Here is a 26,708-nt window from a genome sequence, read left to right on the forward strand (position 1 = left end):
CGGCAACCTGCACGTCAACATCGCCATGCAAAATCCCCTGCCCGTCAATGCGCCAGCGCTTGTGACTGATAAACAGCGGCCTGTCCTGATAAGACCACGCCTGCTGTGTCTCGATCACCACCGCCGCGCCACAGACATACGCCTGACAGTCGAGCAACTGGCACGTCATTTGATACAACCCGGCGGCTTTCCAGCGCTCAACCCAGGCGTTGGGATCGATACGGGCGGCCTCACTCACGCCGATGTCGTTGTCCAGGGGCGCACGGGTAAAGTTATCACGCAGTGGGCTTAACAGCGTCGCTTGCTTATCACGCCACCACTGGATGAGGTCGCCACTTTTACGACAGAACCGCCAGCGCTGTTGCCGGTGAACGATGTCGTAAAATTCTTCTTCTGTTCGCAGGCCGGGTGCCTCACCGGCAGGAAGTCTGTCAGGCAATGCCAGCGATGCCGGAAGCAGCCACTGATCCCAGGCGCAGAGATGCTCCGCTGGAGACCAGGCGGTAGCGGCGCGCTGGTACACTTCTACATTAAGCCAGACCTCGCCTGACGTCGCCGACAGCGCAGGCTGCGGCAGAGTCAGCCGCTGCGTTTCCTGCGGTGCCAGTGTAAGTGTGCACTCACCATCCGCCAGCCGCTCGCCGTCACGCTCAATCCACCAGCGCAGCTGTTCGTTATCGCTGGCACGGAACAGGAATTCGCTTTCAACCTCCACCACCAGCGGCGCTGCACTCAGCAGGCGGAACTGGAAAAACTGCTGTGCACGCTGCGCTTCATACAACGCCGGGTGTGGTGTTCGATCAGGAAATACCAGCCCGTTCATGCAGAACTGGCGATCGTTCGGCATATCGCCAAAATCGCCGCCGTAGGCCCAGAACGTGTTACCGTCAGCATCGGTTTTGCTCAGCGCCTGATCCACCCAGTCCCATACGAACCCACCCTGCAGACGCGGGTAAGCGCGAAAGGCTTGCCAGTATTTGGCAAAACCGCCAAAGCTGTTGCCCATCGCATGGGCATATTCGCAGAGGATGAGCGGTCGCGTTTCACCGGGTAAGGTCAGCCACTTCTTGATCGACCATTTTGGCACCGCCGGGAACGGCTGATCCTGATCGACCCGGGCGTACATCGGGCAGACAATGTCGGTGGCAGCCGTGTTGGCGCCGCCACCCTCGTACTGCACCGGACGCGTGGGATCGGTGGTCTTCAGCCAGCGGTACAGCGCATCGTGGTTGGCACCATGCCCTGACTCATTGCCTAATGACCAGATAATGATCGACGGATGGTTGCGATCGCGTATCACCATGCGGGTCACACGCTCGCTCATTGCGGGCAGCCACTGCGGATCGTCCGCCAGACGGCTCATCGGCACCATACCGTGAGTTTCGATATTCGCTTCATCCACCACGTACAGCCCGTAGTGATCGCAAAGTTTGTACCAGAGGGGATGATTGGGATAATGCGAGCAGCGTACGGCATTGAAATTGTGCTGCTTCATGAGTTCAATATCGCGGCGCATAGTGGCTTCATCCACCACCTGTCCGTTTTCCGGGTGATGCTCATGGCGGTTTACGCCACGGATCAACAACGGTTTGCCATTAAGCGTTAACAGGCCGTTGTCGATGGCCACATGACGAAAGCCGACGTCACAGGCTTCGCTTTCCAGAAGCTGGCCTTCTGCGTCATACAGCGCCACCACCAGCCTGTAGAGGTTCGGCTGCTCGGCACTCCATAAGTGAGGCGTTTCCACAGGCAGTGAGAGCGTCAGGCGCTCCGCCCAGCCGCCGCGCTCATCGACAATCTCGCTGCCAGGGCGCTGGCGCAGTTGCGCCACAGGCGTATCGCCCCACCACAGCGTGGCTTCAGCCTCGACATCAGCCATCGCGTCGCCCTGCAGCGTCATGTGTGCTGCCAGTGTGGCATGATGAAAACCGGCGCTCAGCTGCGTGTCGACATGATAGTCAGCAATGTGGGTATGAGGTTTATGCAGCAGCGTCACGTCACGGAAAATACCGCTCATCCGCCACATATCCTGATCTTCCAGATAGCTGCCATCGCACCAACGCAACACCATCACCGCCAGCCGGTTGACGCCTGGCGTGAGCACGTCGCTCAGATCAAACTCGGCGGGCAATCGGCTGTCCTGGGAATAGCCGACCCAGCGTCCGTTACACCACAGATGAAACGCGGAATTCACGCCGTCGAAAATAATGCGCGTCTGACCGCCAGCCAGCCAGGCTGGATCAATATCTATCGTACGTGAGTAACAACCGGTGGGATTATGTGCAGGTACCCGTGGTGGCGTCACGGGAATCGGATAGGTGACGTTGGTGTAAACCGGCGTATCAAATCCCTGCATCTGCCAGTTTGAGGGAACCGGCATCGCTACCGCATCGTCACAGTCCTGCTTAAGCCAGTGCTCCGGCACCGCTTCCGGCGCGGCAAAGAATGAGAATTGCCATTCGCCATTCAGTGAGTGTCGTGAGCCCGAGGGCGCATCGCGACGGGCTGAATGCAGATCGCGCCAGCTGTGAAACGGCGCGTGAGCGGGAAGTCGATGCCAGTGAGTCACCTGCGGATTTTCCCAGTCCCGGCGCGCCAGCAGCGTCAGAAGTTGTGTCATGTTGTCCTCATCGTGATGCGTAAAAAAGCTTCTGCCACATTGCCGTTTTCGACGTTGCGGGTAAAGCGGCGCACGCACAGGAGGAGAGTCAGATCACGCCGGTGTCGGCCTTACGGGCAGGCGAACGAACCACGGCAGGCAGAGCTGGATCAGTGGGCCAATCGCCAGCGCATAAAATACTGTCCCCACCCCGACTGAACCGCCCAGCAACCAGCCAATGAGCAGAACAGAAAGCTCAATACAAGTCCGGATCGCCCGCACCGACCAACCGGTACGCGCGTGAAGCCCGGTCATGAGCCCGTCGCGCGGGCCCGCGCCAAACCCGGCACCGATATAGAGCGCTGTCGCCAGAGCGTTCATCATCACGGCGGAGACCAGCAGCGTAATGCGGAGTGACAGCGAGGTTACCGGCGAGACGATAGCCAGCGTCGCGTCCGCCACCAACCCGAGGACGATAACGTTACTGATGGTACCGAGCCCTGGGCGCTGTCGCAGCGGGATCCACAGCAGCAGCACCAGCACGCCGGTGAGGATCACCACCTGGCCGATTTTCATCGATAGCAGGAATGACACGCCCTGGTGAAACACATCCCAGGGATCCAGCCCCAGATCGGCACGCACAAACAGTGCAATCGAGACGCCATACAATATCAGGCCAGTATAAAGTTGAATCAAACGACGCCCCATTTTTCACCTCAAATAACCTCATGATGCTTTCATCATGCGTAAAAATGGCATTATGATTAATGACCAGTTTTTAGAAAGTGGACTGCCATGTCACCTCGTCGTTCCGGAACCCAATCGCTGGTGCGCCTGCTCGGCCACTGGCAGGAAACCACCTCACGTACACCGCTGTGGCGGCAACTGACTGACGCGCTGCGCCTGTTGATCTTAGACGGCCGACTGGCGCTGGACAGCCGTTTGCCTGGCGAACGTGAACTGGCGAGCGCGCTGGCGGTCAGTCGCACCACTATCGCCACCGCACTCGGGCAATTGCGCGACGAAGGCTATATCGTCAGCCGTCATGGCAGCGGTTCGCGGGTGATCCTGCCGGAGCGCAGCCCGTCGGTACCGACCCGCATGTCGGCGACGCAGGCGCTGGATCTCTCCACCGCCGCACTGGCTGCCGGGCCGGAAATTCATCAGGCATTCAGCCATGCGCTAACGGTATTACCGCAACACCTCACCAGTACCGGCTACGATCAGCAGGGTCTGCTGGCCCTGCGGGAAGCCATCGCAAGACGCTATTGCGAGCGAGGGCTGGAGACGCGTCCCGACGAGGTAATGATTGTCAACGGCGCCGTCAGCGGTCTGGCGCTGATCCTGCGCCATCTGACCGGGCCGGGGGATCGCGTGGTGGTCGATAACCCGACCTATCCGCTGGCGATCGCCGCGATTCAGGGCGCCTCCTGCCGCCCGGTCGGCGTGTCGTTGCCGGAACAGGGCTGGGATGTGGACGGGTTGACCGCGACGTTCGCGCAAACCGCTCCGCGTCTGGCCTACCTGATGCCCGATTTCCATAACCCCACCGGCCGTTGTATGGACAGAGCCACACGGCAGCGCGTGGCAGATCTCGCTGCCCGCTCGCGCACTACGCTGGTGATCGACGAGACAATGGTGGATCTGTGGTACAACACACCACCGCCGCCACCGCTGGCGGCGTTCAATACCAACGCGCCGGTGATCACGCTCGGTTCGGCGGGAAAAAGTTTCTGGGGCGGGCTACGGCTCGGCTGGATCCGCGCATCATCGCGCACTATTGCATCGCTTATCCAGACGCGCGACACGCTGGATCTTGGTTCACCGTTGCTGGAGCAACTCGCGTCCTGCTGGCTGGTGGAAAACGCGTCAACGCTGCTGCCTGCGCGCCGACAGATGCTCGCAACCCGTCGGGATATGTGTCGTCAACTAATGGCGGAGTTTTTCCCGCAGTGGCGTTTTGTCCTACCGGACGGTGGTCTTTCGTTCTGGGTTGAGCTGCCGGATATGCTGGCGACCTTATTTGCCGCCCGGGCAGAAAGCGCCGGAATACATCTGGGTACGGGCACACGGTTTGGCCTGGCAGGTGCGTTTGATCGTTATTTGCGCATTCCCTTCACGCTGGAAGATGATGCCTTACGGGCAGCGTTTAATACCTTACAGCCATTGTGGGATTCGCTGGCGGGTCAGCTTCCGGTAACGCGAATACGGAAAATAATATAATCATGATTTACTATTGACGCCGGGCAAAAAAGAAATTGACGAACCCCGAAGAGTTCGTCTGAATCACCGTCCGTGATGACATGAGATGAGTAGAGTGTCGTAATTGCAATTTATCATCTCAGCATATTGTGAAATAAATATGACAGAATTAGTGTTGCCGGGGGACAGGAAAACCTTTCAGCGAGATAATAAAACTATCGCCATCTTTTTTGATTTTCGCACCGGTATCGCACCAGTCGGAAGCAATGCGGAAAAACTCATCGCTACCGACATTCCAGTTCAGTCGAACATGTTTAACGTAACCCGAGCGTAGCAGCTCACAGGCTTCGTTATAATTGCTGGCTGTTGAGAGTTGCTGTTTCATTTTTTCTTCTTCAGAAGTTTACGTAACGCTTTGATTTCTTTAGGAGTAAAAGGAGTTACATCTTCTTCGGTATGCTGACTGTCAACGTCATCTTCTGATACTCCCGCCTCTTCTGCCGCTTCAAAGGCGAGCAGCAGCAGTTTCTCTGTTGCGGTACTCAAATTCTCGTTATTGACTTCTGCATAATGGCGGAGTCTTTCTTTTAAGGCTTCGTCGATTTTAACATTCAAAACTACAGTGGCCATGTTAACGTGTCCCCGGATTAAAATACCATGTATTTAATACACTAAGTTAACACGTTGTTCCAGTGATATATTTTTTACTTATCCCTGAAAAGAATACGCCTGCTATTACTCTGCCTCTTATTTATGACGAAATAATGACGTTATTATGACATTATTATTTCAGCCATATGACAGTCTATTTTATTCGTGCTATAGCTTATCAGTCTCCAGACTTCAATACGGCGCAATAAACTCGGTTAAGATCCTATAATTAACAGCGTTAACGCCTTCAACCTTTCATTAGGAGCAACAGACGATGCCAGAAAAGTTATTAGCGAAATGTCATTGTGGCGCAGTAGAGTTTTCTGTTCAGTTATCTGACGGCTATCACACTATTCGCCGCTGTAATTGTTCGTTTTGCCGGATGCGCGGTGCAGTGACCGTCTCGGCACCGCTGTCGGGTATTGAGGTTCTCAAAGGCAAAAACAAGCTGACGGAGTACCGCTTCAATACTCGCCAGGCAGTGCACTATTTTTGCTCGGTATGCGGCATTTACACCTTTCACCAGCGACGCTCGAACCCTGATCAGTATGGCGTTAATGTCGCCTGTATCGAAGGCGTCTCACCCTTCGATTTCCGCGAAGTGGTCGTCTCCGAAGGGATCCATCATCCTTCCGATGGCGGAGGCGGCGTTGCGGGATATCTGCACTATTCCCCGGCAGACGTGTCGGATAAGAAAGCATGAGCATATAAGCCGCTCGCCAGTCGTGTAAAAACGTCAATAATCTTTGGCAGCGCCTGTTGTGGATCGTCACTGGCCGCTACCCAAAGCGCTGCATTCAGCGCAGCGCTATTCAACAGGTGTGCCGCTGCTGCTGCATCCATCGGTTTAAGTTCGCCGCGCTCAATCAATGTAGTAAGCGTCTGCCGGGTAGATTCAAAGCAGCTATTCTGACCGGGCCATTGCGAGGGATCGCCGAGAAAAGCCGGCCCATCAAGCAAAACAATACGCCGGACTTCCGGATCCAGCGCCATTTTAATGTAAGCGACCCCTTCAGCCAGTAGCCTTTCCCAGTCATCACCTGCGGTCGCGGCGGCAGATTTAGCGCGTTGTGCCATTTCACCATCAATCTGGTTGACAACAGCCGCGAGCAGCCCTTTTTTATCACCAAAGTTGTGGTACAGCGCCCCCCGCGTCAGGCCAACGCTGGCGGTGAGTTCATCCATTGATGCCGCGGCAAAGCCCTTCTCAGCAAAGGCTTTTCGTGCTGCCTTAATCAATTTGGCGCGGTTCTCTTCCATCGTTTCTGCACGGCGTCTGGCAGCCATATGTTCTCCTCTGACGAATATTGTATTTCATTTGACATACACGGCGTATGTGAGATACGTTTCACATACGACTCGTATATTAAACCAATTGTACGTGCCGTGCTTCCCGCATTTTCCACTCATTGAAAAAAGGATACGTTATGATCCCGCGCGAACCTGTTTTTCCTGCTAACCGACATGCGCTGTATGAAGCGCATGGTTATTCTGCAGCCATCCGTTCAGGCGATTTACTGTTTGTTTCCGGCCAGGTTGGTAGCCGCGCTGATGGCACGCCAGAGCCAGATTTTTCCGCTCAGGTACAGCTTGCGTTTGATAATCTGAGAGCAACCCTTGCTGCCGCAGGCTGTACCTTCGACGATCTGATCGATGTCACCACCTTTCATACTGATCCTGAAAACCAGTTTCCAGCAATTATGCAAGTAAAACAGGCTATTTTCCCGCAACCTCCCTATCCTAACTGGACAGCCGTTGGGGTGACATGGCTTGCAGGATTCGATTTTGAAATTAAGGTCATTGCCCGAATTCCAGGCCATTAAAAAAGACAGAGGGAAAGAAAAGGCGGAGGTTATGCACATCGCTGAAATGGGTGGGGGCCCTGCCAGCTACATCCCGGCACACACGTCGTCTGCTCTGGCTGCTTCCTTCCGGACCTGACCTGGTAAACAGAGTAGCGTTGCGGGAGAACCAACAGAGCCCCCATTGAGAGCGTTGATAACCAACGCGCTGGCGCATTATCCCTGTGCAGTCCGGCAATTGCAAGCCAGGGCGGTGCGGATGCTGGATTATTGTGCAACAGAATAAAAACTCAGGCAGCAGGTGACCTTCACAAGGGCGTAACCGTAGCTTATCCTGTATTTTTCTCTGTTACCGGACGTGCTATGGAACCCATCGACACCTTTCCGCAACGGGTCTGGCAAATCGTCGCCTCTATTCCTGAAGGTTGTGTCACAACCTATGGCGATGTCGCACGGCTGGCAGGATCACCGCGCGCTGCACGTCAGGTGGGCGGCGTACTCAAACGCTTACCAGAAGGATCGACGCTCCCATGGCACCGGGTCGTCAATCGCCATGGCACCATTTCGCTCACCGGCCCGGATCTACAACGGCAACGGCAGGCGTTACTCTCGGAAGGCGTGCAAGTCTCCGGGGGTGGGAAGATTGATATGGAGAAGTATCGCTGGGTGTACTGACGGCCCTCTCACACAGAGAGGGCCGGAAGACAGGTTATGGGATTTGCGTCGGCGCAGGCGTTGCGCTGGACGGGCTTACCTGCGTGGGCGATGTTGATGGTACTGTGGTGGCGGCACCACCGCTCGCCTGCATGGGGATTGCCGTTTGCTGAACTGGTACCAACGTCAGATCCGCTTTGGTTCCGCCATTGTTGATCACCGGCTGGACGGTATCGGTGATAAACACCAGTTTGTCATTCACGGTGATGGCTGCACTCAACAGAATGCGCGCATTCGGTTGGACGTCGGCAGGGTTATACGGCAGCACGAAGCTGAACGGCGCCTGTTTACCCTCGGTACGAACGGCTTTCTGCGATAACACTTTAGATGGCGCATCCGCCAGAGAAGCATCCGACAGGGTCACGGTCAGCACAGCATCCGGCGGCAACGCCACTTTCTGACGGATCCAGACAGTACCTGACACATTAGGTTGCTGAATAGCGGGTTGTGTAGCCACACCAGACGTATTGGGGTTCGGCGCCGGGGTCTGGATATCTGCGCTTTTATCTGCGCAGGCACTCAGCGCGACCGCAACCGCTAAACCACTTAACATATGCACGAGTTTCATTATGTTCTCCTTATCATCCATGCATCCACAGACGTTAATTCTATGGACTGAGTGGTCTGAACAATCTTTACGAGCATAATTGTGGCACAGATCTCACATTTGTGCCTGGAAAGGACCCGTGATTCAGACTATTGCACCCGACAGGCCACTTTTGATTCTGCGTTATAATCTGGTTATTCTCATGCCGCCGCGTTTCTATTACTGAGGTTATCTATGAGTCTGGCATTAACGAACCTGCTGACGTTGTTGAATCTGGAAAAAATTGAAGAAGGACTGTTTCGCGGCCAAAGCGAGGATCTTGGCTTACGTCAGGTGTTCGGCGGCCAGGTCGTGGGGCAGGCGCTGTATGCAGCCAAAGAAACGGTACCCGTCGATCGTCTTGTACACTCTTTCCACAGCTATTTCCTGCGCCCCGGCGACAGCGCTAAGCCCATTATTTACGACGTTGAAGTGCTGCGTGATGGCAACAGCTTCAGCGCCCGCCGCGTGGCGGCGATCCAGAATGGCAAGCCGATCTTCTATATGACCGCTTCGTTTCAGGCACCGGAGCCCGGCTACGAACATCAGATGCCGATGCCGCCCGCTCCGTCACCGGACTCCCTGAAATCGGAAACGGACATCGCCCGGTCCCTGGCGCATTTGCTGCCACCCGCCGTGCAGGAAAAGTTTTTGAGCGATAAACCGCTGGAAATCCGCCCGGTGGAGTTTCATAACCCGCTGAAAGGCCATGTCGCCGAGCCCAAACGCCAGGTGTGGATCCGCGCCAACGGCACTCTGCCGGAAGATTTCCGCATTCATCAGTATCTGCTGAGCTATGCCTCGGACTTCAACTTCCTCCCCGTCGCCCTCCAGCCTCACGGCGTGGGTTTTCTCGAGAAAGGCATGCAGGTCGCAACCATCGATCACTCCATGTGGTTCCATCGTCCGTTCAATATGAACGAATGGCTGCTTTATAGCGTGGAAAGCACATCCGCCTCCAGTGCGCGCGGTTTCGTGCGGGGTGAGTTCTTCACTCAGGATGGCGTGCTGGTCGCCTCGGCAGTGCAGGAAGGGGTAATGCGAAACCGGAGTTAAGGGTAAGAAAAAAGCCTCCCGTCGGGAGGCTTTTCTGTTTTAGGCGTTGTAGGCGTTTTCGCCATGGCTGTTGACATCCAGCCCTTCGCGCTCCTGTTCTTCCGGTACACGCAGACCAACGGTCAAATCCGCCAGCTTGTAGCCGATATAAGAGACGACACCGGACCAGATGATCGTCACCGCCACACTTTCAAGCTGCACCAGCACCTGATGCCCCATCGTGACGCCTTCTGCGTACCCGACACCACCGAGCGCGGTTGAAGCGAAGACGCCAGTCAGCAGACATCCGATGATGCCGCAAACACCGTGGACGCCGAACACGTCGCAAGGGTCATCCACACGCAGCCAGCGTTTCAGCGCTGTAACCCCCCACAGCCCGGCAAGACCTGCCACGATGCCGAGGATCAGCGCACCACCGACACCGATGTAACCACAGGCCGGTGTGACAGCAACCAGACCGGCAATCGCGCCGGAACATGCACCCAGCAGTGATGGTTTACCACGCAGCGCCCATTCGCCAAAGACCCAGCCGAGGATCGCCGCAGCAGTCGCCACAACAGTGTTCACGAACGCCAGGGCGGAGATTTCATTCGCTGAGCTTGCGGACCCCGCGTTGAAGCCGAACCAGCCGACATAGAGAATCGCCGTACCGGTAAACACCATCGGCAGGTTGTGCGGTTTAAACGCTTCTTTGCCAAAGCCCACGCGTTTGCCGATCAGGTATGCGCCTACCAGACCCGCAATGGCGGCGTTGATATGTACTACCGTACCACCAGCGAAATCCAGTGCTCCGTGGGAAGCCAGCAGACCGCCACCCCAGACCATATGGGCAATTGGCACATAAGAGAGCGTCAGCCACACCACCACAAAGATCAGCACCGCAGAGAAGCGGATACGTTCAGCCAGCGCACCAACAATCAGGCCGACAGTGATGCAGGCAAACGAGCCCTGGAACGCGACGTGAATATACTGATAAAACGTGCCCATCAACGCGGTGAGCTGAATATTTTTCAGCATCACCCAGTCGAAGTTACCGAAGAAGCTGCCACCAGTACCGAACGCCAGCGTATAGCCGTAAACCACCCACAAAATGCAGACCAGTGCGAAGGTAACCGCGACCTGCGTCAACATCGACAGCACGTTTTTGCCGCGAATCAGGCCGCCGTAAAACAGCGCAATGCCGGGAATCGTCATAAACAGCACCAGCGCGGTACAAATCATCATAAAGGCGTTGTCGGCTTTGTCTGCGACTGCCGGAGCGGCCATCGCCAGGCCCGGCATTAATGCCAGTGCCCCCAGGCCTGTTTTCATCGTAGCTATTTTCATTTTTCGATCCCTATCGCTGTGTACCAGGAATTAGAGCGCCGCTTCGTCGGCTTCGCCGGTACGAATGCGAATCACACGTTGCAGTTCGGCGACGAAGATTTTGCCGTCGCCAATTTTTCCGGTGTAGGCCGCTTTGCTGACCACATCGATCACTTCATCAAGTTGATCGTCAGCAATCGCCACATCAATTTTTACTTTAGGCAGGAAATTGACGCTGTACTCTGCACCGCGATAAAGCTCAGCGTGACCTTTCTGGCGTCCGAAGCCTTTTACTTCTGTAACGGTCAGTCCCTGAATACCAATAGAAGACAGCGCTTCGCGAACGTCTTCGAGTTTGAATGGTTTGATTACCACGGTAACCAGCTTCATAGTTCCTCTCCAGTCAGAATTCGGTAATGGCGTGAAGAGTAAAGCAAGGGGCATGCCAGAAATGAAATGGGCAGGAAAACGGGCGTCGCGCGTGATAACCAGGCGGGAATGGTAAAGAAAACGCACCATGACAGTGCAGGTGCGTTTAATGTTTAAGAGATTGCCTGATACTGGTGCATCAGGCGATAAGTGACTCGTCGTGAGCGCTGGCGGCCAGCTCTTCGCCCGCCAGTTGCAGTTGATACATCTGCCAGTAACGGCCTTTCGCTTCCAGAAGTTGCTGGTGCGTCCCCTGCTCTACCGCCTCACCACGATGCAACACCATGATGGTATCCGCATCGACAATCGTCGAGAGTCGGTGGGCGATGACCACCAGCGTGGTATGCTGGCGCACGGCGTGCAGTGCCTGCTGGATCGCCCGTTCGGTACCGGAATCAATGTTCGCTGTCGCTTCGTCGAGGATCAGCACCTGCGGGGTTTCCACCAGCACACGTGCCAACGCCAGCAGTTGCTTTTGCCCGACCGACAGCGTGTTTCCCTGCTCGCCGAGGCGCGTATAAATGCCTTCCGGCAGACTGCGCGCCAGCGGTGCCAGCTGGACCGTTTCCAGCGCCTTCCAGACACTCGCTTCGCTGATGTCACGCCCCAGGGTAACATTGGCAAAAAACGACTCGGCCATGACGACCGGATCCTGTTGCACCATCGCGACGCCCTGCCGCAGCGCGGAATGGCTCAGCGTAGAAAGCGGACGCCCGTCGAGGCGAATCTCTCCCTGAGTCAGCGGGTAATACCCCATCAACAGGCTGGCCAGCGTGCTTTTACCGCTGCCGGTATGCCCCACCAGCGCCACAAAGCTGCGCGATGGAATGGTCAGATTGATATCCCGCAACACCAGACGGTCATCGCGGTAGGCAAAAGAGACGTTATCAAATACCACAGCCCCGCTCTGCAATGGCGTGTTGTCGTTGCCGTAAGTCTGGCGCGGTCTGTCCATCATCTCAAAAACACGTTCGCCCGCCACCACGGCCTGCTGCATGATGGATTGTTGTGTGGTGAGTTCAATCAGCGGCTCGTTCAGACGCCCGAGATAACTGATGAACGCATACAGGACACCGACCTCGATCGTGCCAACCGACGTAAAGCCGAACAGCAGCAGCAAACCGCACAGCACCATAGCGGAAAACAGACTCAGTAGCGGACGCAGTAAAAAGCCATCGAGCCGCAACGTCTGCATCCGCGCGAGGTAGTGCGAGTGGCTCGCCTCGTTCATCCGCTCGCCAAAACGTGCCTGCTGACGGAACTGCTGAATGACGCTCATACCGTTGATGACTTCATTAAAGCCATCGTTGATGTCCGCCAGATAAGCACGTACGCGGCGCACAATCGGCGTACTGTAGCGCTGATAAATGAGCATCACCACAATCACCGCCGGGAAGATGCCGATCGCCACCAGTGCCATGCGCCAGTCGAGGCTGAACATTGCGACCAGCATCGCGCCTATTAATGCGGCGCTACGCAGCACCGTCGCGACGACCATGACGTAGAGATCGCGGATCACTTCGGTGTCGTTGGTGACGCGGGAGATAATCTCGCCTACCGGTTGAGTATCGAACGCGCTCAGCGGCTGGCGCAGCGCGGCATCCATCACATCAATACGCAATTGCTGAACAACGCCCACCGCTGCGCGGTTGAACAGCAGCGATTGCGCATAGTGAAGGCTGGCAGCCAGCAGTTGCAGCCCAACGTAGGCAGCCGCCAGACCAGTAATGATTCCTGGCGGCAGATAATCCTTCGCGACCATGTTGTCAATAAAATAGCTGATGAGCATCGGGCCGCTCACCTCTGCGGCAGCGGCGATCCACATCATCACCACGGCGATGGTCAGCGGTTTACGCCATGGCGAACCGTACGCCAGCAACCGTTTCAGCGTCGGCCAGAGCTGCGCCCGGTTACGATTCTTCATGGGTCGCCTCCTCTGCCGTTGCATCGTTCAGCGCCGCTTCCAGTTGCTGATAACGATACATATCGCGATACCACCCCGACTGTGCCGCCAGCTGTTCATGCCTTCCGCGCTGGGCGATATGGCCATGCTGCATGACGATGATTTCGCTGGCGTCGGTCAATGCCGACAGCCGGTGCGCGCTGATAATCACTGTTCGCCCTTCTCCCCACTGACGCAGATTACGCAGGATCTGGTGCTCCGTACGGCCATCCACCGCCGACAGCGCGTCGTCGAGGATCAGGATCTCCGCTTCCAGCAGCAGCGCGCGGGCAATCGCGATACGCTGCTTTTGCCCGCCGGAGAGCATCACGCCACGCTCGCCGACTTCGGTGTCATACCCCTGCGGCAAACGCAGGATGTCGTCATGGACGCTCGCCAGCCGCGCCGCGTGTTCAATCTCCTGTTGCGTCGCACCGGGTTTGCCGAGAGCGATATTGCTCGCCACGGTATCGGAAAACAGGAACGGAGTCTGACTCACCACCGCGAGACGACTGCGCCAGTCATCCAGCTTCAGACGTGGCAAAGGAACATCGTGATAGCGGATATCGCCCTGCTCAACGTCGAAATGGCGCTGGATCAGCGATAACACGGTCGATTTACCCGCGCCGGTCGGGCCGCAGATCCCGAGCATCTGCCCGGGTTGCAGCGTAAAGTTGATTTTCTCCAGCGTTGCGGCTTCGGTATGCGGGTAGTGAAACTCACGGATAGCCACCGCCAGCGCGCCACGCCCGGCAGGAATGGATTCTTCGCCATCGTTCACTACCGGCGCTTCCGCCAGCATCGCGCGAATGCGGCTGTAGGCGGCGCTGCCGCGTTCAACGATGTTAAACATCCATGCCAGCGCCAGCATCGGCCAAATCATCAGCCCGAGGTACATCATGAAGCTGGTGAGCTGACCGAGCGTTATCGTGCCCTGGGTGACCATCCAGCTCCCGCCGCCAATCGCCAGCAGGTTTGCCATTCCGATGGCGATATAAATCGTCGGATCAAAACGGGCGTCGACGCGGGCCACGCGCATATTTTTTGCGCCGGTATCCGCGGCATCGGCAGCAAACAACGCCGACTGGCGATCCTCAAGCCCAAAGGCTTTGATCATGCGAATGCTGGTCATGCTCTCCTGAGTGCGATCATTGAGCGTGGAGAACGCCGCCTGCGCCAGTTTGAAGCGTTCGTGCAGCATGTCGCCGTAACGCTTGATCACCAATGCCATGATCGGCATCGGCACCAGCGCCAGCAGCGTTAATTGCCAGCTGATTTGCGTCGACATTACGATCAATACCGCCAGGCCCGTGACCATGGAATCCACCAGCGTCAGCACGCCTTCCCCGGCGGCGAACACTACGCGGTCAACGTCGTTGGTCGCACGGGCCATTAAGTCACCGGTACGATGACGGAGATAAAATTCCGGATGCTGACGGCTGAGCTGACGGTAAAAATCCTCCCGTAACTCCACAGCCAGTTGATACGAGGCACCGAACAACAGCACACGCCAGACATAGCGCAACAGATAAACCACCACGGCGATCAGCAGCATCGTGCCGATCCACATCAACACGCGTTCGCTGGTGTAATGTTGTTCGGTGACGCCATCTACAATAATTCCCACCACTTTCGGCGGGATGAGCTGTAAAAAGGCGATGATGATAAGCAGTGATACTGCGCCGAAGTAGCGTCGCCACTCCCGACGGAAATACCAGCTTAATTGAGCAAATAAACGCAAACAGTTTGATCCTGAACGTGATTGTCCGGTTGAGGCCGGGAGAATTATTCTATCGGTAACGCTGTGGTGAATTTTATCTGTTCCATGGCAAAACTGGATGTCACATCCGACAAGCCAGGCACATTGTTCACCAGTCGTTTATAAAAGTCGTCATAGCGCTTCATATCCGCGACCTGTACGCGCATCAGGTAATCGTATTCACCTGCCATGCGCCAGAACCCCAGGACTTCCGGCATTTGCGAGACTTCAGTGACAAAACGGCAGTACCAGTCGCTGCTGTGATGCTGCGTTTTAATGAGCACAAAGGCGGTCAGACCCAGCCCCAGTTTTTCAGCATCCAGCAAAGCGACCCGTGCGAGCAAAATACCGTCGTCTTCGAGGCGTTTCAGTCGTTTCCAGCAGGGTGTGGTGGTCAGATTAACGGCATCGGCCAGTTCCTGCAAAGAGAGGGTGCAGTCAGCCTGCAGCAGGGAAAGCAGCTTACGGTCAATTTTATCTAACACGACCCACCTCAGGAGAATTTTTTTCTCCTTTCATTCTATTTCAAAGGCTAAATAGCGACAATGATTTCCCGGCATCGGGCACAAAATGATAAGTTCTCTGAACACCTGCTGGTGGCATAAAAAAAGCCGGGTATCACAGGATATCCGGCTCGCTGGAAGGGATCTCGTCATTCGGGGGAATAAGGAAGATGTGGTGTGTCCAGCCAATGCGTCAAAAAGTGGGAAACCGCCTGATTCTGGCAGTGTCCGATAACCGTTAAATGGGGCAGTTCCGCTTTGAGTTGCGGCATGGCGTTACCCATGATGACGCCGCGACCGACCAGCCCCAGCATTTCTCTATCATTCATTGCATCGCCAAAGGCCATGCAATCCTGCATCTCCACGCCGAGATGCCCGCTCAGCACCGAAAGCGCCGCGCCTTTGTTACAGCCCACAGGGAGCACTTCCAGGCAATCAACCGCGGAGAAGCAGAGGTTAGCGCGCTCGCCCAGCGCTTCGCTCAGTTGCATCTGCAAGCGGACCAGATCGTCATGATCGCCACAGAAACAGATCTTGGTGACATCACCGGCAGGCAGCGCTTTGAGATCGCAAATCTGGTAATGAAAACCGCTGTATACGTGCGCCTGAAGCAAGTCTGGGATGTCTCTGTCCGTCAGCCAGCCGCTGTCATTAAAGGCGTGAATACTGGCTTTGGTATCCCAGACGGTATGCAGTACGCGATGGGCGACGTCAGGCTCCAGGTCGCTACGATGAAGGACGTCACCTTCGAGAGAATGGATGCGCGTGCCGTTGCCGGTTATCAGAAACGCGTCCAACGCAAAGTGCCCAATCAGATGACGCATTTCCAGTACATGTCGACCGGTGGCAAACGCCAGCGTGATATCACGCTCACGCAGACGTTTCAGCGTTGACAGCGTCTCATCACCCAACAGGTGGTTCGGCATCAACAACGTACCGTCCATATCAAATGCAGCCAGTTTCGCCATGATCGTTTCCCGGAGTGAAAAATGAGCTATTGCGAGGTAGTATTATCCGGGATATACGGAAGTAATAGTGAATAGTTCATATTTATTGTTCCGGGTTTGTGTTCCACCGGAGAGGCTGACACACGATGAGAGTGCTAAACCGACTGAATCAGTTCCAGCGCCTGTGGCAACCCGGACAGGGGGCGCCGCAACAGGTGACGGTGGCGGAGCTCGCTGAACGCTGTTTTTGCAGTGAGCGTCACGTCCGGACGCTGCTGCGTCAGGCGCAGGACGCCGGCTGGCTGGAGTGGCAGGCGCAATCCGGGCGCGGTAAGCGCGGGACGCTACGTTTTTTGACAACGCCTGATACCCTGCGAAATCAGATGATGGAACAGGCGCTCCGCGAAGGACAACAGCATAACGCGCTGGAGCTGGCGCAACTGGCGCCGGTAGAGCTTCGAGCGCTGCTGCATCCATTTCTCGGCGGTCAGTGGCAGAATAATACGCCGACGCTGCGTATCCCCTATTATCGCTCGCTCGATCCGTTGCATCCGGGTTTTCTGCCTGGCCGTGCGGAGCAACACCTGGTCGGGCAGATTTTTTCCGGTTTAACACGCTTCTCACTGGATTCAGCCCGGCCCGTTGGCGATCTGGCTCATCACTGGGAAGCCAGTGATGACGGGCTGCACTGGCACTTTTATATTCGCTCCACGCTGCACTGGCATAACGGCGATGCGGTTGAAACCGCGCAACTTCAGCAACGTCTGTTGATGCTGCTGACGCTGCCGCGAATGCGAGAACTGTTCGCCAGCGTCAAAGTGATTGAAATCACCCATGCGCAATGTCTGACCTTTACACTGCATCACCCCGATTACTGGTTACCGTGGCGGCTTGCCAGTTACTGCAGTCTGCTGGCGCACCCGGATAACCCGGAACTCGGCACCGGACCGTTTAAGCTGAAAATTTTTGAACCGGAACTGGTCAGGCTGGAGAGCCACGCCCGCTATCATTTAAGCCACCCGCTGTTACAGGCGATCGAGTACTGGATCACCCCACAACTGTTCATCAAAGATATGGGGTCCAGTTGCCGTCATCCGATCGAAATCGCTATTGGTAAACCCGAAGAGCAGGATCAACTGCGACTGGTCAGCAACAGCATCAGCCTCGGATTTTGCTATCTGGCGCTCCGCCAAAGCGAACGCCTCACGCCAGCACAGGCACAGCGGGTTATTGCGCTGATCCACCGCACGACGCTTTTACAAACGCTGCCACTTGATGAAAACCTGATCACTCCCTGCGATGAACTGCTGCCCGGGTGGCCGATCCCACAATGGGCAGAAGACGAACAGGTGGCGCTGCCAACATCGTTAACGCTGATTTACCATCTGCCGGTGGAGCTTCACACGATGGCAGAACAACTCCGCCAGGCGCTGGCCGCAAGGGGTTGCCAGTTAACAGTAATTTTTCATGACGCCAAAACCTGGGATGGTTGCCCGGCGATGGCCTGTGCTGATCTGATGATGGGCGACAGGCTGATTGGCGAAACGCCGGAATATACCCTGGAGCAATGGATACGCTGCGATCCGCTGTGGCTGAATGTGCTGACGCACCCGCAATACGCTCATTTGCAGGCCACACTGGATGCGGTCCAGCGTCAGCGCGATGACGCCTCCCGCGCCACGGCATTACTGGGCGTTGTCAGCAATTTGATGGAAAGTGCGATATTAACGCCTCTGTTCAACTATCACTATCGGGTCAGCGCGCCGCCGGGGGTGAACGGTATTCGACTCACGCCGCGCGGCTGGTTTGATTTTACCGAAGCCTGGCTTCCGGCCTCTTCCGGTGAAGAAGCTGGTCGCTGAGACATTCTGGCGCTACCATAGCACCCTCATTTTTTGACTGTCAGGAATTGCTATGAAACGCGCCGTTGTCGTCTTTAGCGGAGGACAAGATTCCACCACCTGCCTGGTGCAGGCTTTGCACCAGTATGATGAAGTTCATTGCGTCACGTTCGATTATGGCCAGCGTCATCGTGCCGAAATTGACGTTGCACGCGACTTAGCGCTGAAGCTTGGCGCAAGAGCGCATAAAGTGCTGGATACGACGCTGCTTAATGAACTGGCCGTCAGCAGCCTGACTCGCGACAGTATTCCGGTACCGGATTACGAACCGGACGCCGACGGCATCCCCAATACCTTTGTGCCAGGCCGCAACATTCTGTTTCTCACGCTGGCGGCGATTTATGCTTATCAGGTCAAAGCCGAAGCAGTGATCACCGGCGTCTGTGAAACCGATTTTTCCGGCTACCCGGACTGCCGCGACGAATTCGTCAAAGCGCTAAACCATGCGGTGAACCTGGGCATGGCGAAAGAGATCCGCTTCGAAACGCCATTAATGTGGATAGACAAGGCTGAAACCTGGGCGCTGGCAGACTACTGGGGAAAACTGGATCTGGTGCGCAGCGAAACGCTCACCTGTTATAACGGCATTAAAGGCGACGGTTGCGGACACTGCGCGGCATGTAACCTGCGCGCCAACGGCCTGAACCATTATCTGAGCGATAAACCGGGCGTTATGGCGGCGATGAAAGCGAAGACCGGGCTGAAGTAATTCATAACCCTGACAATAGGATTTGCCGGGGTTATGAAAATGGCTTTGTGATTCGTTCAAGTGCTGCCTGGGCAAGAAATCCGGAGCGACTCTTAAACTCAGGATGTCGTGCGATACAGCGATCAATGTCTTACTGTTCATCCATGATATCCTGGATTTTTTGAATAACTCCCAGCGGAGGGATTTACGCCACCATCTGCTCCAGGTGCTCACGTAGTTCGCCTTCCAGCACGAGCGCCTTTTGCGTTTTAAGGTCGATACAGACAAACGTAATCAGGGCATCCGCCACCACGTCTCCATCAGGCTCCCGCGTGACGACCTGGCTCAGCACGCCGCTTTTGCCATTGAGTTGTTTGACGGCGCTGGTCACCGTCAACAGGTCACTCAGCACCGCCGGACGGCGGTAGTTGATATTGATGTTGACCACCACGAACGCGATGTTATGGGCGGTCATCCACTGGAAACCAGCGCTGTTTTCCAGCCCGTCCCAGCGCGCCTCTTCGAGAAATTCCAGATAGCGGGCATTATTCACGTGCTGATAAACATCGAGATGGTATCCACGAACCTTGATTTGAGTCTGCATAGCGCAACTGCCTTATTTTTTATGTTTAATAGAATCAGAGGTCACACCACTGGTATGACCTCTCTAGTCTGGCAAAAAACGGCCACTCTGCAAACTTGCGTCAGGATCAGAGCATCAGATGGGCCAGGTTGCGTTCAACCAGCGAACTCCCCATTCCCGGTACCTGACGAAGATCATCAAGCGTTTTAAAAGGGCCATATTCCTCTCGAAAGCTGACGATGGCCTGCGCTTTTTTCAGCCCGACGCCATTCATCACCCGCGCCAGTTCCTCCGCCGGGGCGGTATTGATGCTGACTTTGGTACCTTCATCATCGGCAGGTTTTGCGGCATCGGCTTTTTTCACCTGTGCCGTTTGCGCTTCAGTCTGCGTTTGTGCGGCCTGCGATTTCGCCGTTGAACTGGCAGCCAGCGCACTATGACTCATACCAGCAAAGATAAGGCTGGCGGTGATGATGAGGGTTCTCATTCCACGTTTCATGCTGTTTTCTCCTTGTTTGTTGACAGCGAGGCCACGATAGCGGGAAGGAAAAAACAGAACAAAAGGCAAATATCAGAAATGGAAAAGGCCGCGAGCGCGGCCTTTGGGTATTACATGCTGTTACTTAATTCTGCGAAGCGGATTCCGCTTACTGCTGCTGTTCGACGACGTCGCCGAGCTTAATTTTGGCTTGTTTGCGCAGATTGCTCATCAACGCTTCAAAGGCGATCTGTGCATTATTCTGCGTGATGCCCTGAACCATCGCTTTCTTCTGCTCTTCCGGCATCGAACCCGCTTTCACTTCATCCAGCGCCAGCAGCACGACGTTCCCCTGAAGGTCAGTACCCATGCCATAGCTCGGTTTGTCTTTCTGCGGCAGCGGCAGCGTGAACGCCGTCTGGCTTACGGGATCCTGCCCCGTGCGGCTCAGGGTTTTCGCTTCACCAAAGCTCAGACCCGCCGCTTTCATTGCTTCAGCGCCTTTATCGGTTTTCAGACTCGCCAGCAGTTTTTCTGCATCCAGCTTCGCCTGCTGTTCCGCTTTGGTGTGTTTCACAATGTCAGCGACCTGCTCTTTGACGTCGCTCAGCGGCTTAACAGCTTCCGCTTTATGCTCACTGATGCGCAGCACGAACGCGCGATCGCCATCCACCGTAATGATGTCGGAGTTGCTGCCCGGCGTGCCGTTTTCGCCCACCAGACCGCCGTTAAAAATAGCATCAGCTACCGGTTTGAAATTCAGCGCTTCCGGCAGCGTGTTTTGCGTAAACCAGTCGGTTTCCACTACTTTCTGGCCTGAAACCTGCGCGGCACCTGCCAGGGATTCATTATCGTTGCTGGCCGCGTCGCTCACCTTCTGCTGCAGCGCATAGTAAGCATCCAGCGCTTTTTCCTGTTTCACTTTTGCCGCGATGTCATCGCGCACATCGTTCAGCGGTTTTACCTGAGCTGGCTGGACGTCATCAAGACGCGCGATAAGGAAACCCACAGAAGAGGTGATAACGCCTGATAATTGGCCTTTCTCTTTCAGACCGGCGTTTTTCAGTTCGTCCGGCGTGGTGGACTCTTCCAGCCAGCCCATATCGCCGCCATTACGGGCCGAGATAATGTCCGTTGATTTTGCTTTCGCGACGGTGACGAAATCTGCGCCTTTGTTCAGTTCATCCAGTGCGGCTTTCGCGTCGGCTTCAGTTTTGGTCTGGATCACGCTGTAGCGGCTACGCTGCGGCTGCGTGAACTGATCTTTGTGCTGATCGTAGTAAGACTCGATTTCAGCGTCAGAGGCGTTCTCTTGCATTTCAGCGGCATCCATTTTGATGTAGCTGACGCGGAACTGCTCCGGCGACATGAAGTTGCCTTTGTTTTGCTCGTAGAAGGCGTTGATTTCCTGATCGCTCACCTGTTGTTTTGCCGCCAGGGCGTTAACATTAATGGTGGCTTCACGCACGACGCGCTGTTGAGAGACCAGCGCCGCCAGTTCATCAGTTTCACCGGGAAGCATGAAATCGGTGCCGGCAACGGCGTTAATCAGTTGCTGTGTGACCAGTTGGTTACGCAATGCCTGCGCGTATTGATCGGCGGTCATGCCCATCTGGTTCACAATGCCGTTGAAACGCGCGTTGTCGAATTTACCGTCAGACTGAAACGCCTGCGTACTGAAAATGGCCTTCTTCACCTGCTCATCGCTGATGTTCAGACCGAGCTCTTTGGCGTACTGATCGAGCAACGACTCGTCAATCAGGCGATTCAACACCTGCTGACGCATCGTCTTCATGTAGTTTTCGTTGCTGGCCAGTTCAGAGAATCTGTCACCCAGCTGCTGCTGCATACGATTACGTTCGCTGGCAACGGCATTTTCAAACTGCGGACGGCCAATTTCCTGACCATTCACTTTCGCGGCATAGGTATTGTTACCGCCAATCAGGTAGCTACTGACGCCGGTCAAAATGAACGACACAATAATGATACCGAAAATAATCTTGAGCACGATGCTGTTAGCTGCCGTGCGTAAGTTGTCCATCATGGTGTAACAACGCTCCGCTGTAGGTGACTGTAGACCTCGCGCAGCATAGCACGTCATGACCGCTGCGCGTGAGGCCGTATTTTGACAAGAAAACGGGCCTGTTGTCAGCCCACAACGCGTAATTCTCACAGAAAGGGGATAAAAAAAGGCACATCCAGCGATGCGCCCTTGTACTTAGTCACTTCCCTTAGCGGGAATCGATCAGTTTACTGCGTCTTTCAGTGCTTTACCTGCACGGAAACCAGGCACTTTAGCGGCAGCAATGGTGATTTCTTTACCTGTTTGCGGGTTGCGACCAGTACGGGCAGCACGCTCTTTAACAGCAAAAGTACCAAAGCCAACCAGTGCAACGTCATCCCCAGATTTCAGAGATTCAGTAACAGAAGCGATCAGCGCATCTAATGCACGTCCAGCTGCAGCTTTAGAAATGTCCGCACCCGCAGCAATTTTGTCAATCAGTTGAGATTTATTCACTGTTTTCTTCCTCTCTTTATAATTTATATCGCACCTGAATCCTTCATAGTACGACCGCGCAGCAGTTATATCAGGTGTGTCATAACCTTACAACACCCGTAAATGATGACATACCCAACCAGCAATCTAAATTAGCTATACAAAAAAAGGCTGGCAAGTACGAAATGACTTACCAGCCTCTATTTTCTTAGCGCTCTTTGCGCGCGGTCACTATTTTGCGGTCACAACCTGCATTCCAAAGGGTTCATTCTGCAATGCGAGAGCCAGAACTTCCTCAATACGTTTCACCGGATGGATGTCCAGATCAGCGATAACGTTATCCGGAATCTCTTCCAGATCGCGTTTGTTCTCGTCAGGAATCAGAACTGTCTTAATCCCGCCGCGATGTGCCGCAAGCAGTTTTTCCTTCAGCCCGCCGATCGGCAGAACCTGACCACGGAGGGTGATCTCGCCGGTCATTGCGACATCCGCGCGTACCGGGTTGCCCGTCAGGCAGGAAACCAGTGCGGTACACATCGCAATACCTGCGCTCGGACCGTCTTTCGGCGTCGCCCCTTCCGGAACGTGAACGTGAATATCGCGTTTTTCGTAGAAATCACCGTTGATGCCCAGTTTTTCCGCCCGCGCACGTACCACAGTCAGTGCAGCCTGGATGGATTCCTGCATTACTTCGCCCAGCGAACCGGTATAAGTCAGTTTACCTTTGCCCGGCACGCAGGCGGTTTCGATGGTCAGCAGATCGCCGCCCACTTCCGTCCACGCCAGCCCGGTCACCTGACCGACACGGTTTTCGCTGTCCGCGCGACCGTAGTCAAAGCGCTGTACGCCCAGGTACTCGTGCAAATTGTCGCCGTTGATCTCGATATGCTTGAGAGTTTTATCCAGCAGCAGCTGTTTAACCGCTTTACGGCACAGTTTCGAGATTTCACGCTCCAGACTACGCACGCCCGCTTCACGGGTGTAGTAACGAATAATGCCCACAATGGCGCTATCGTCGACAGTCAGTTCGCCTGATTTCAGCGCGTTACGCTCAATCTGCTTCGGCAGCAGGTGGCGTCTGGCGATATTCAGTTTTTCGTCTTCCGTGTAACCGGAAAGGCGGATCACTTCCATACGGTCCAGCAGCGGCGCCGGAATATTCATGGAGTTAGACGTCGCGACAAACATGACATCACTGAGGTCATAATCCACTTCCAGGTAGTGATCGCTGAATGCCACGTTCTGCTCAGGATCCAGTACCTCCAGCAGCGCTGAAGCCGGATCGCCGCGCATGTCAGACGACATCTTGTCGATCTCATCGAGCAGGAACAGCGGGTTTTTAACGCCCACTTTCGCCATTTTCTGGATCAGTTTGCCCGGCATTGAACCGATGTAAGTACGACGGTGACCGCGGATTTCCGCTTCATCACGTACCCCGCCCAGCGCCATACGGATGTATTTACGGCCGGTCGCTTTGGCGATGGACTGCCCCAGCGAGGTTTTACCCACCCCCGGCGGCCCTACCAGACACAGAATCGGTCCCTTGATTTTATTCACACGGCTCTGCACCGCGAGATATTCAAGGATGCGGTCTTTAACGCGCTCCAGGCCGTAATGGTCGGTATCGAGGATTTCCTGCGCCTGGCGAAGGTCTTTTTTGACCTTGCTGCGGGCATTCCACGGCACCTGAACCATCCAGTCGATGTAACCACGCACCACCGTTGCTTCTGCGGACATCGGCGACATCATTTTCAGTTTTTGCAGCTCGGCTTCGGCCTTCTCTTTGGCCTCTTTCGGCATTTTCGCCGCGTCGATTTTACGCTTCAGCGCTTCGTTTTCGTCCGGCGCATCGTCCATTTCGCCAAGTTCTTTCTGAATAGCTTTCATTTGCTCGTTCAGATAGTACTCGCGCTGGGATTTCTCCATCTGCTTTTTGACGCGATTGCGAATACGTTTCTCAACCTGCAGCAGATCGATTTCCGATTCCATCATCGCCATCAGGTATTCCAGACGTTCGTTGATGTCAGACATCTCAAGTACAGATTGCTTGTCAGCAAGCTTCAGCGGCATGTGTGCCGCGATGGTGTCCGCCAGACGCGCCGGATCGTCGATGCTGTTCAGCGACGTCAGCACTTCCGGTGGGATCTTCTTGTTCAGCTTGATGTAGCCTTCGAACTGACTGATGGCGGTACGAACCAGCACTTCCTGTTCGCGCTCATCAATTGCCGGAGATTCAAGGTATTCCGCTTTGGAGGAAAAATGTTCGCCATCATCAGAAAGCGTAGTAATACGCGCACGCTGCAGACCTTCGACCAGCACTTTGACGGTACCGTCAGGTAGCTTCAGCATCTGCAGAATAGAGGCCACGGTCCCGACGGTGAAAAGATCGTTTACACCCGGCTCATCCGTTGAGGCTTCTTTCTGAGCCACCAGCATGATTTTTTTATCATGATCCATGGCAGCTTCCAGACAACGGATAGATTTTTCCCGCCCTACAAATAAGGGAATGACCATGTGCGGATAAACCACCACATCGCGCAACGGCAATACGGGGATTTCAATGCGTTCAGAACGCTCAGGATTCATAGAGCTCTCTCTTAGTTTAGTGTCCGCCAGGTAGCCGATGACATGATCAAACCCCATGCCATCGTTTAACATGTATTCCAGTATATGGGGATGTTTCCCACACATTCAACGCCGGGAATACAGGAAAAATAAAAGGGGAGATAAAATCCCCCCTTTTCGCTTAACTGATTGACAAATTTGGCGAATTATTCGCCAGATGCCTGTTGGGTTTCCGAGGTGCCGTAGATCAGCAGCGGTTTGCTCTGCCCTTCGATAACCGACTCGTCGATGACCACTTTTTCGACATCTTCCATTGAAGGCAGGTCGTACATCGTGTCGAGCAGTGCCGCTTCGACGATGGAACGCAATCCACGCGCACCGGTTTTACGTGCCATTGCTTTGCGGGCAATCGCATCCAGTGCTTCGTCACGGAACTCCAGATCAACGCCTTCCAGATTAAACAGCGCCTGATACTGTTTGGTCAGGGCGTTTTTCGGCTCTTTCAGGATCTGAATCAACGCTTCTTCACTCAGCTCTTTCAGCGTCGCCACCACTGGCAGACGACCAATGAACTCAGGGATCAGACCGAATTTAATCAAATCTTCCGGTTCAACCTGCGTCAACAGTTCGCCTTCGTTGGCTTTTTCTGACTTCGCTTTCACAGTGGCGCCAAAACCAATACCGGTTCCGGTTTCTACGCGGTTAGCGATGACTTTGTCGAGGCCTGCAAACGCGCCACCACAGATAAACAGAATTTTTGAGGTATCAACCTGCAAAAACTCCTGCTGCGGATGTTTACGCCCGCCCTGCGGCGGTACTGCCGCGACAGTACCTTCGATAAGTTTCAGCAGTGCCTGCTGTACGCCTTCACCGGAGACGTCACGGGTGATCGACGGGTTATCCGATTTACGGGAGATTTTGTCGATTTCATCGATGTAAACGATGCCGCGCTGCGCTTTCTGTACGTCATAATCGCATTTCTGCAGCAGTTTCTGGATGATATTTTCAACGTCTTCACCGACATAACCTGCTTCGGTCAGCGTGGTCGCATCCGCCATGGTGAACGGTACGTCCAGAAGACGGGCCAGCGTTTCGGCCAGCAGGGTTTTACCGGAGCCGGTTGGGCCAATCAGCAGAATGTTACTTTTGCCGAGTTCAACGCCGTTACTGGAATCGCCGTTACGCAGACGCTTGTAATGGTTGTACACCGCCACAGCCAACACTTTTTTCGCCTGTTCCTGACCGATGACATAGTCATCAAGGTGGTGGCGAATTTCGTGTGGCGTCGGCAGTGCACTTCGCTCACGGTGCGGCGCTACCTCTTTAATCTCTTCGCGAATAATGTCGTTACATAAATCAACACATTCGTCGCAGATATACACGGACGGCCCGGCAATCAGTTTACGCACTTCATGCTGGCTTTTGCCGCAAAAAGAGCAGTACAACAATTTGCCCGATCCATCTTTGCGTTTATCTGTCATGAGTCCAAACCTCTTTTTAA

At 55.0% G+C, this 26,708-nt stretch carries 25 protein-coding genes, 1 other RNA gene and 1 pseudogene; 7 read left to right on the forward strand and 20 right to left on the reverse strand.

Translation table 11 applies throughout. The features are described 5' to 3' along the window. Together GTGU_RS06420 and yczE are read right to left on the reverse strand one after the other, a co-directional pair. On the reverse strand, positions 1-2,620 hold a 2,620-nt coding region (locus GTGU_RS06420), incomplete at its 3' end, for a beta-galactosidase (RefSeq protein WP_038155058.1). 93 nt (positions 2,621-2,713) lie between these two features. After that, entirely contained in the window at positions 2,714-3,307 is a 594-nt protein-coding gene (yczE, locus tag GTGU_RS25315) for a membrane protein YczE (protein ID WP_038155060.1), read from the reverse strand. Between the two features lie 87 nt (positions 3,308-3,394). Here yczE and yczR point away from each other — a divergent pair, with 87 nt between their 5' ends. Continuing rightward, positions 3,395-4,822 (forward strand): MocR-like transcription factor YczR, encoded by a 1,428-nt coding sequence (gene yczR, locus GTGU_RS06430; protein WP_038155063.1) that lies wholly within the window; start codon positions 3,395-3,397, stop codon positions 4,820-4,822. A 148-nt stretch (positions 4,823-4,970) separates the two neighbouring features. On the opposite strand, the gene GTGU_RS06435 is transcribed toward yczR, so the two are convergent. Together GTGU_RS06435 and GTGU_RS06440 are read right to left on the reverse strand one after the other, a co-directional pair. Beyond that, entirely contained in the window at positions 4,971-5,186 is a 216-nt protein-coding gene (locus GTGU_RS06435; RefSeq protein ID WP_038155065.1) for a hypothetical protein, read from the reverse strand. Beyond that, positions 5,183-5,431, reverse strand: a complete 249-nt coding sequence (locus tag GTGU_RS06440) for a hypothetical protein (protein ID WP_038155067.1) — start codon at positions 5,429-5,431, stop codon at positions 5,183-5,185. The genes GTGU_RS06435 and GTGU_RS06440 overlap by 4 nt, the downstream gene beginning before the upstream one ends. A 295-nt stretch (positions 5,432-5,726) precedes the next feature. Here GTGU_RS06440 and GTGU_RS06445 point away from each other — a divergent pair, with 295 nt between their 5' ends. Beyond that, positions 5,727-6,155, forward strand: a complete 429-nt coding sequence (locus GTGU_RS06445; RefSeq protein ID WP_072011920.1) for a GFA family protein — start codon at positions 5,727-5,729, stop codon at positions 6,153-6,155. Here the strand turns inward: GTGU_RS06445 and GTGU_RS06450 are convergent. Continuing rightward, on the reverse strand, positions 6,119-6,739 hold the full coding sequence (locus GTGU_RS06450; protein WP_051857306.1) for a TetR/AcrR family transcriptional regulator: 621 nt from the start codon (positions 6,737-6,739) through the stop codon (positions 6,119-6,121). The genes GTGU_RS06445 and GTGU_RS06450 overlap by 37 nt on opposite strands. A gap of 140 nt (positions 6,740-6,879) precedes the next feature. Between GTGU_RS06450 and GTGU_RS06455 the strand changes: the two genes are divergently transcribed. Next, positions 6,880-7,275, forward strand: coding sequence for a RidA family protein (locus tag GTGU_RS06455; protein WP_038155071.1), 396 nt, complete (start codon positions 6,880-6,882; stop codon positions 7,273-7,275). Positions 7,276-7,332: 57 nt separating this feature from the next. Here the strand turns inward: GTGU_RS06455 and ffs are convergent. Then, positions 7,333-7,429, reverse strand: an RNA gene (gene ffs / locus GTGU_RS24385) — signal recognition particle sRNA small type. Positions 7,430-7,617: 188 nt separating this feature from the next. On the opposite strand from ffs, the gene GTGU_RS06460 reads away from it, so the two are divergent. After that, complete coding sequence (locus GTGU_RS06460) at positions 7,618-7,929, forward strand: MGMT family protein (RefSeq protein ID WP_038155072.1); 312 nt, start codon at positions 7,618-7,620, stop codon at positions 7,927-7,929. A 34-nt stretch (positions 7,930-7,963) separates the two neighbouring features. On the opposite strand, the gene GTGU_RS06465 is transcribed toward GTGU_RS06460, so the two are convergent. After that, positions 7,964-8,536 carry a YbaY family lipoprotein gene (locus tag GTGU_RS06465; protein ID WP_038155073.1) on the reverse strand — a complete coding sequence of 191 codons (573 nt, stop codon included), beginning with the start codon at positions 8,534-8,536 and terminating at the stop codon, positions 7,964-7,966. A 213-nt stretch (positions 8,537-8,749) separates the two neighbouring features. Here GTGU_RS06465 and tesB point away from each other — a divergent pair, with 213 nt between their 5' ends. Continuing rightward, the gene (tesB, locus tag GTGU_RS06470; protein WP_038155074.1) at positions 8,750-9,610 is read left to right on the forward strand and encodes an acyl-CoA thioesterase II; all 861 of its coding nucleotides are present in this window, start codon (positions 8,750-8,752) and stop codon (positions 9,608-9,610) included. Positions 9,611-9,649: 39 nt separating this feature from the next. On the opposite strand, the gene amtB is transcribed toward tesB, so the two are convergent. The 6 genes from amtB to cof all read right to left on the reverse strand — a co-directional run bounded on the left by amtB (position 9,650) and on the right by cof (position 16,516). Next, positions 9,650-10,936: an ammonium transporter AmtB gene (gene amtB / locus GTGU_RS06475; protein ID WP_038155075.1), complete on the reverse strand. Its 1,287-nt coding sequence runs from the start codon at positions 10,934-10,936 to the stop codon at positions 9,650-9,652. A gap of 30 nt (positions 10,937-10,966) precedes the next feature. Then, entirely contained in the window at positions 10,967-11,305 is a 339-nt protein-coding gene (gene glnK / locus GTGU_RS06480; RefSeq protein WP_038155077.1) for a P-II family nitrogen regulator, read from the reverse strand. Between the two features lie 178 nt (positions 11,306-11,483). After that, positions 11,484-13,268: a SmdB family multidrug efflux ABC transporter permease/ATP-binding protein gene (locus GTGU_RS06485; RefSeq protein WP_038155078.1), complete on the reverse strand. Its 1,785-nt coding sequence runs from the start codon at positions 13,266-13,268 to the stop codon at positions 11,484-11,486. Further along, complete coding sequence (locus GTGU_RS06490; protein ID WP_038155079.1) at positions 13,255-15,027, reverse strand: SmdA family multidrug ABC transporter permease/ATP-binding protein; 1,773 nt, start codon at positions 15,025-15,027, stop codon at positions 13,255-13,257. Before GTGU_RS06490 ends, GTGU_RS06485 begins: the two co-directional genes overlap by 14 nt. 44 nt (positions 15,028-15,071) lie before the next feature. Then, on the reverse strand, positions 15,072-15,530 hold the full coding sequence (locus tag GTGU_RS06495) for an Lrp/AsnC family transcriptional regulator (RefSeq protein WP_038155081.1): 459 nt from the start codon (positions 15,528-15,530) through the stop codon (positions 15,072-15,074). A 167-nt stretch (positions 15,531-15,697) separates the two neighbouring features. Next, positions 15,698-16,516: an HMP-PP phosphatase gene (gene cof, locus GTGU_RS06500; protein WP_038155082.1), complete on the reverse strand. Its 819-nt coding sequence runs from the start codon at positions 16,514-16,516 to the stop codon at positions 15,698-15,700. A 125-nt stretch (positions 16,517-16,641) separates the two neighbouring features. Between cof and GTGU_RS06505 the strand changes: the two genes are divergently transcribed. Both GTGU_RS06505 and queC read left to right on the forward strand, forming a co-directional pair. Further along, the gene (locus GTGU_RS06505; protein WP_038155084.1) at positions 16,642-18,357 is read left to right on the forward strand and encodes an SgrR family transcriptional regulator; all 1,716 of its coding nucleotides are present in this window, start codon (positions 16,642-16,644) and stop codon (positions 18,355-18,357) included. A 52-nt stretch (positions 18,358-18,409) separates the two neighbouring features. Continuing rightward, complete coding sequence (gene queC, locus GTGU_RS06510) at positions 18,410-19,105, forward strand: 7-cyano-7-deazaguanine synthase QueC (protein ID WP_038155086.1); 696 nt, start codon at positions 18,410-18,412, stop codon at positions 19,103-19,105. Between the two features lie 31 nt (positions 19,106-19,136). Here the strand turns inward: queC and GTGU_RS26525 are convergent. The 7 genes and pseudogenes from GTGU_RS26525 to clpX all read right to left on the reverse strand — a co-directional run. Then, a pseudogene (locus tag GTGU_RS26525) lies at positions 19,137-19,232 on the reverse strand (type II toxin-antitoxin system HicB family antitoxin); the annotation flags it as partial. A gap of 57 nt (positions 19,233-19,289) precedes the next feature. Then, the gene (locus GTGU_RS06515; protein WP_038155088.1) at positions 19,290-19,688 is read right to left on the reverse strand and encodes a YbgC/FadM family acyl-CoA thioesterase; all 399 of its coding nucleotides are present in this window, start codon (positions 19,686-19,688) and stop codon (positions 19,290-19,292) included. A gap of 106 nt (positions 19,689-19,794) precedes the next feature. Beyond that, positions 19,795-20,166: a helix-hairpin-helix domain-containing protein gene (locus tag GTGU_RS06520; protein WP_038155090.1), complete on the reverse strand. Its 372-nt coding sequence runs from the start codon at positions 20,164-20,166 to the stop codon at positions 19,795-19,797. A 148-nt stretch (positions 20,167-20,314) separates the two neighbouring features. Continuing rightward, a complete protein-coding gene (gene ppiD, locus GTGU_RS06525) occupies positions 20,315-22,189 on the reverse strand; it encodes a peptidylprolyl isomerase (RefSeq protein ID WP_038155092.1) in 1,875 nt (624 codons plus the stop codon). Positions 22,190-22,390: 201 nt separating this feature from the next. After that, complete coding sequence (hupB, locus tag GTGU_RS06530) at positions 22,391-22,663, reverse strand: nucleoid-associated protein HU-beta (RefSeq protein WP_007373541.1); 273 nt, start codon at positions 22,661-22,663, stop codon at positions 22,391-22,393. A 210-nt stretch (positions 22,664-22,873) separates the two neighbouring features. After that, positions 22,874-25,228, reverse strand: coding sequence for an endopeptidase La (lon, locus tag GTGU_RS06535; protein WP_038155136.1), 2,355 nt, complete (start codon positions 25,226-25,228; stop codon positions 22,874-22,876). A 185-nt stretch (positions 25,229-25,413) separates the two neighbouring features. Continuing rightward, the gene (gene clpX / locus GTGU_RS06540; RefSeq protein ID WP_038155093.1) at positions 25,414-26,688 is read right to left on the reverse strand and encodes an ATP-dependent protease ATP-binding subunit ClpX; all 1,275 of its coding nucleotides are present in this window, start codon (positions 26,686-26,688) and stop codon (positions 25,414-25,416) included. Positions 26,689-26,708 lie beyond the last annotated feature (20 nt).

The sequence above is a fragment of the Trabulsiella guamensis ATCC 49490 genome, from assembly GCF_000734965.1.
GTDB classification, from domain to species: Bacteria; Pseudomonadota; Gammaproteobacteria; order Enterobacterales; family Enterobacteriaceae; genus Trabulsiella; species Trabulsiella guamensis.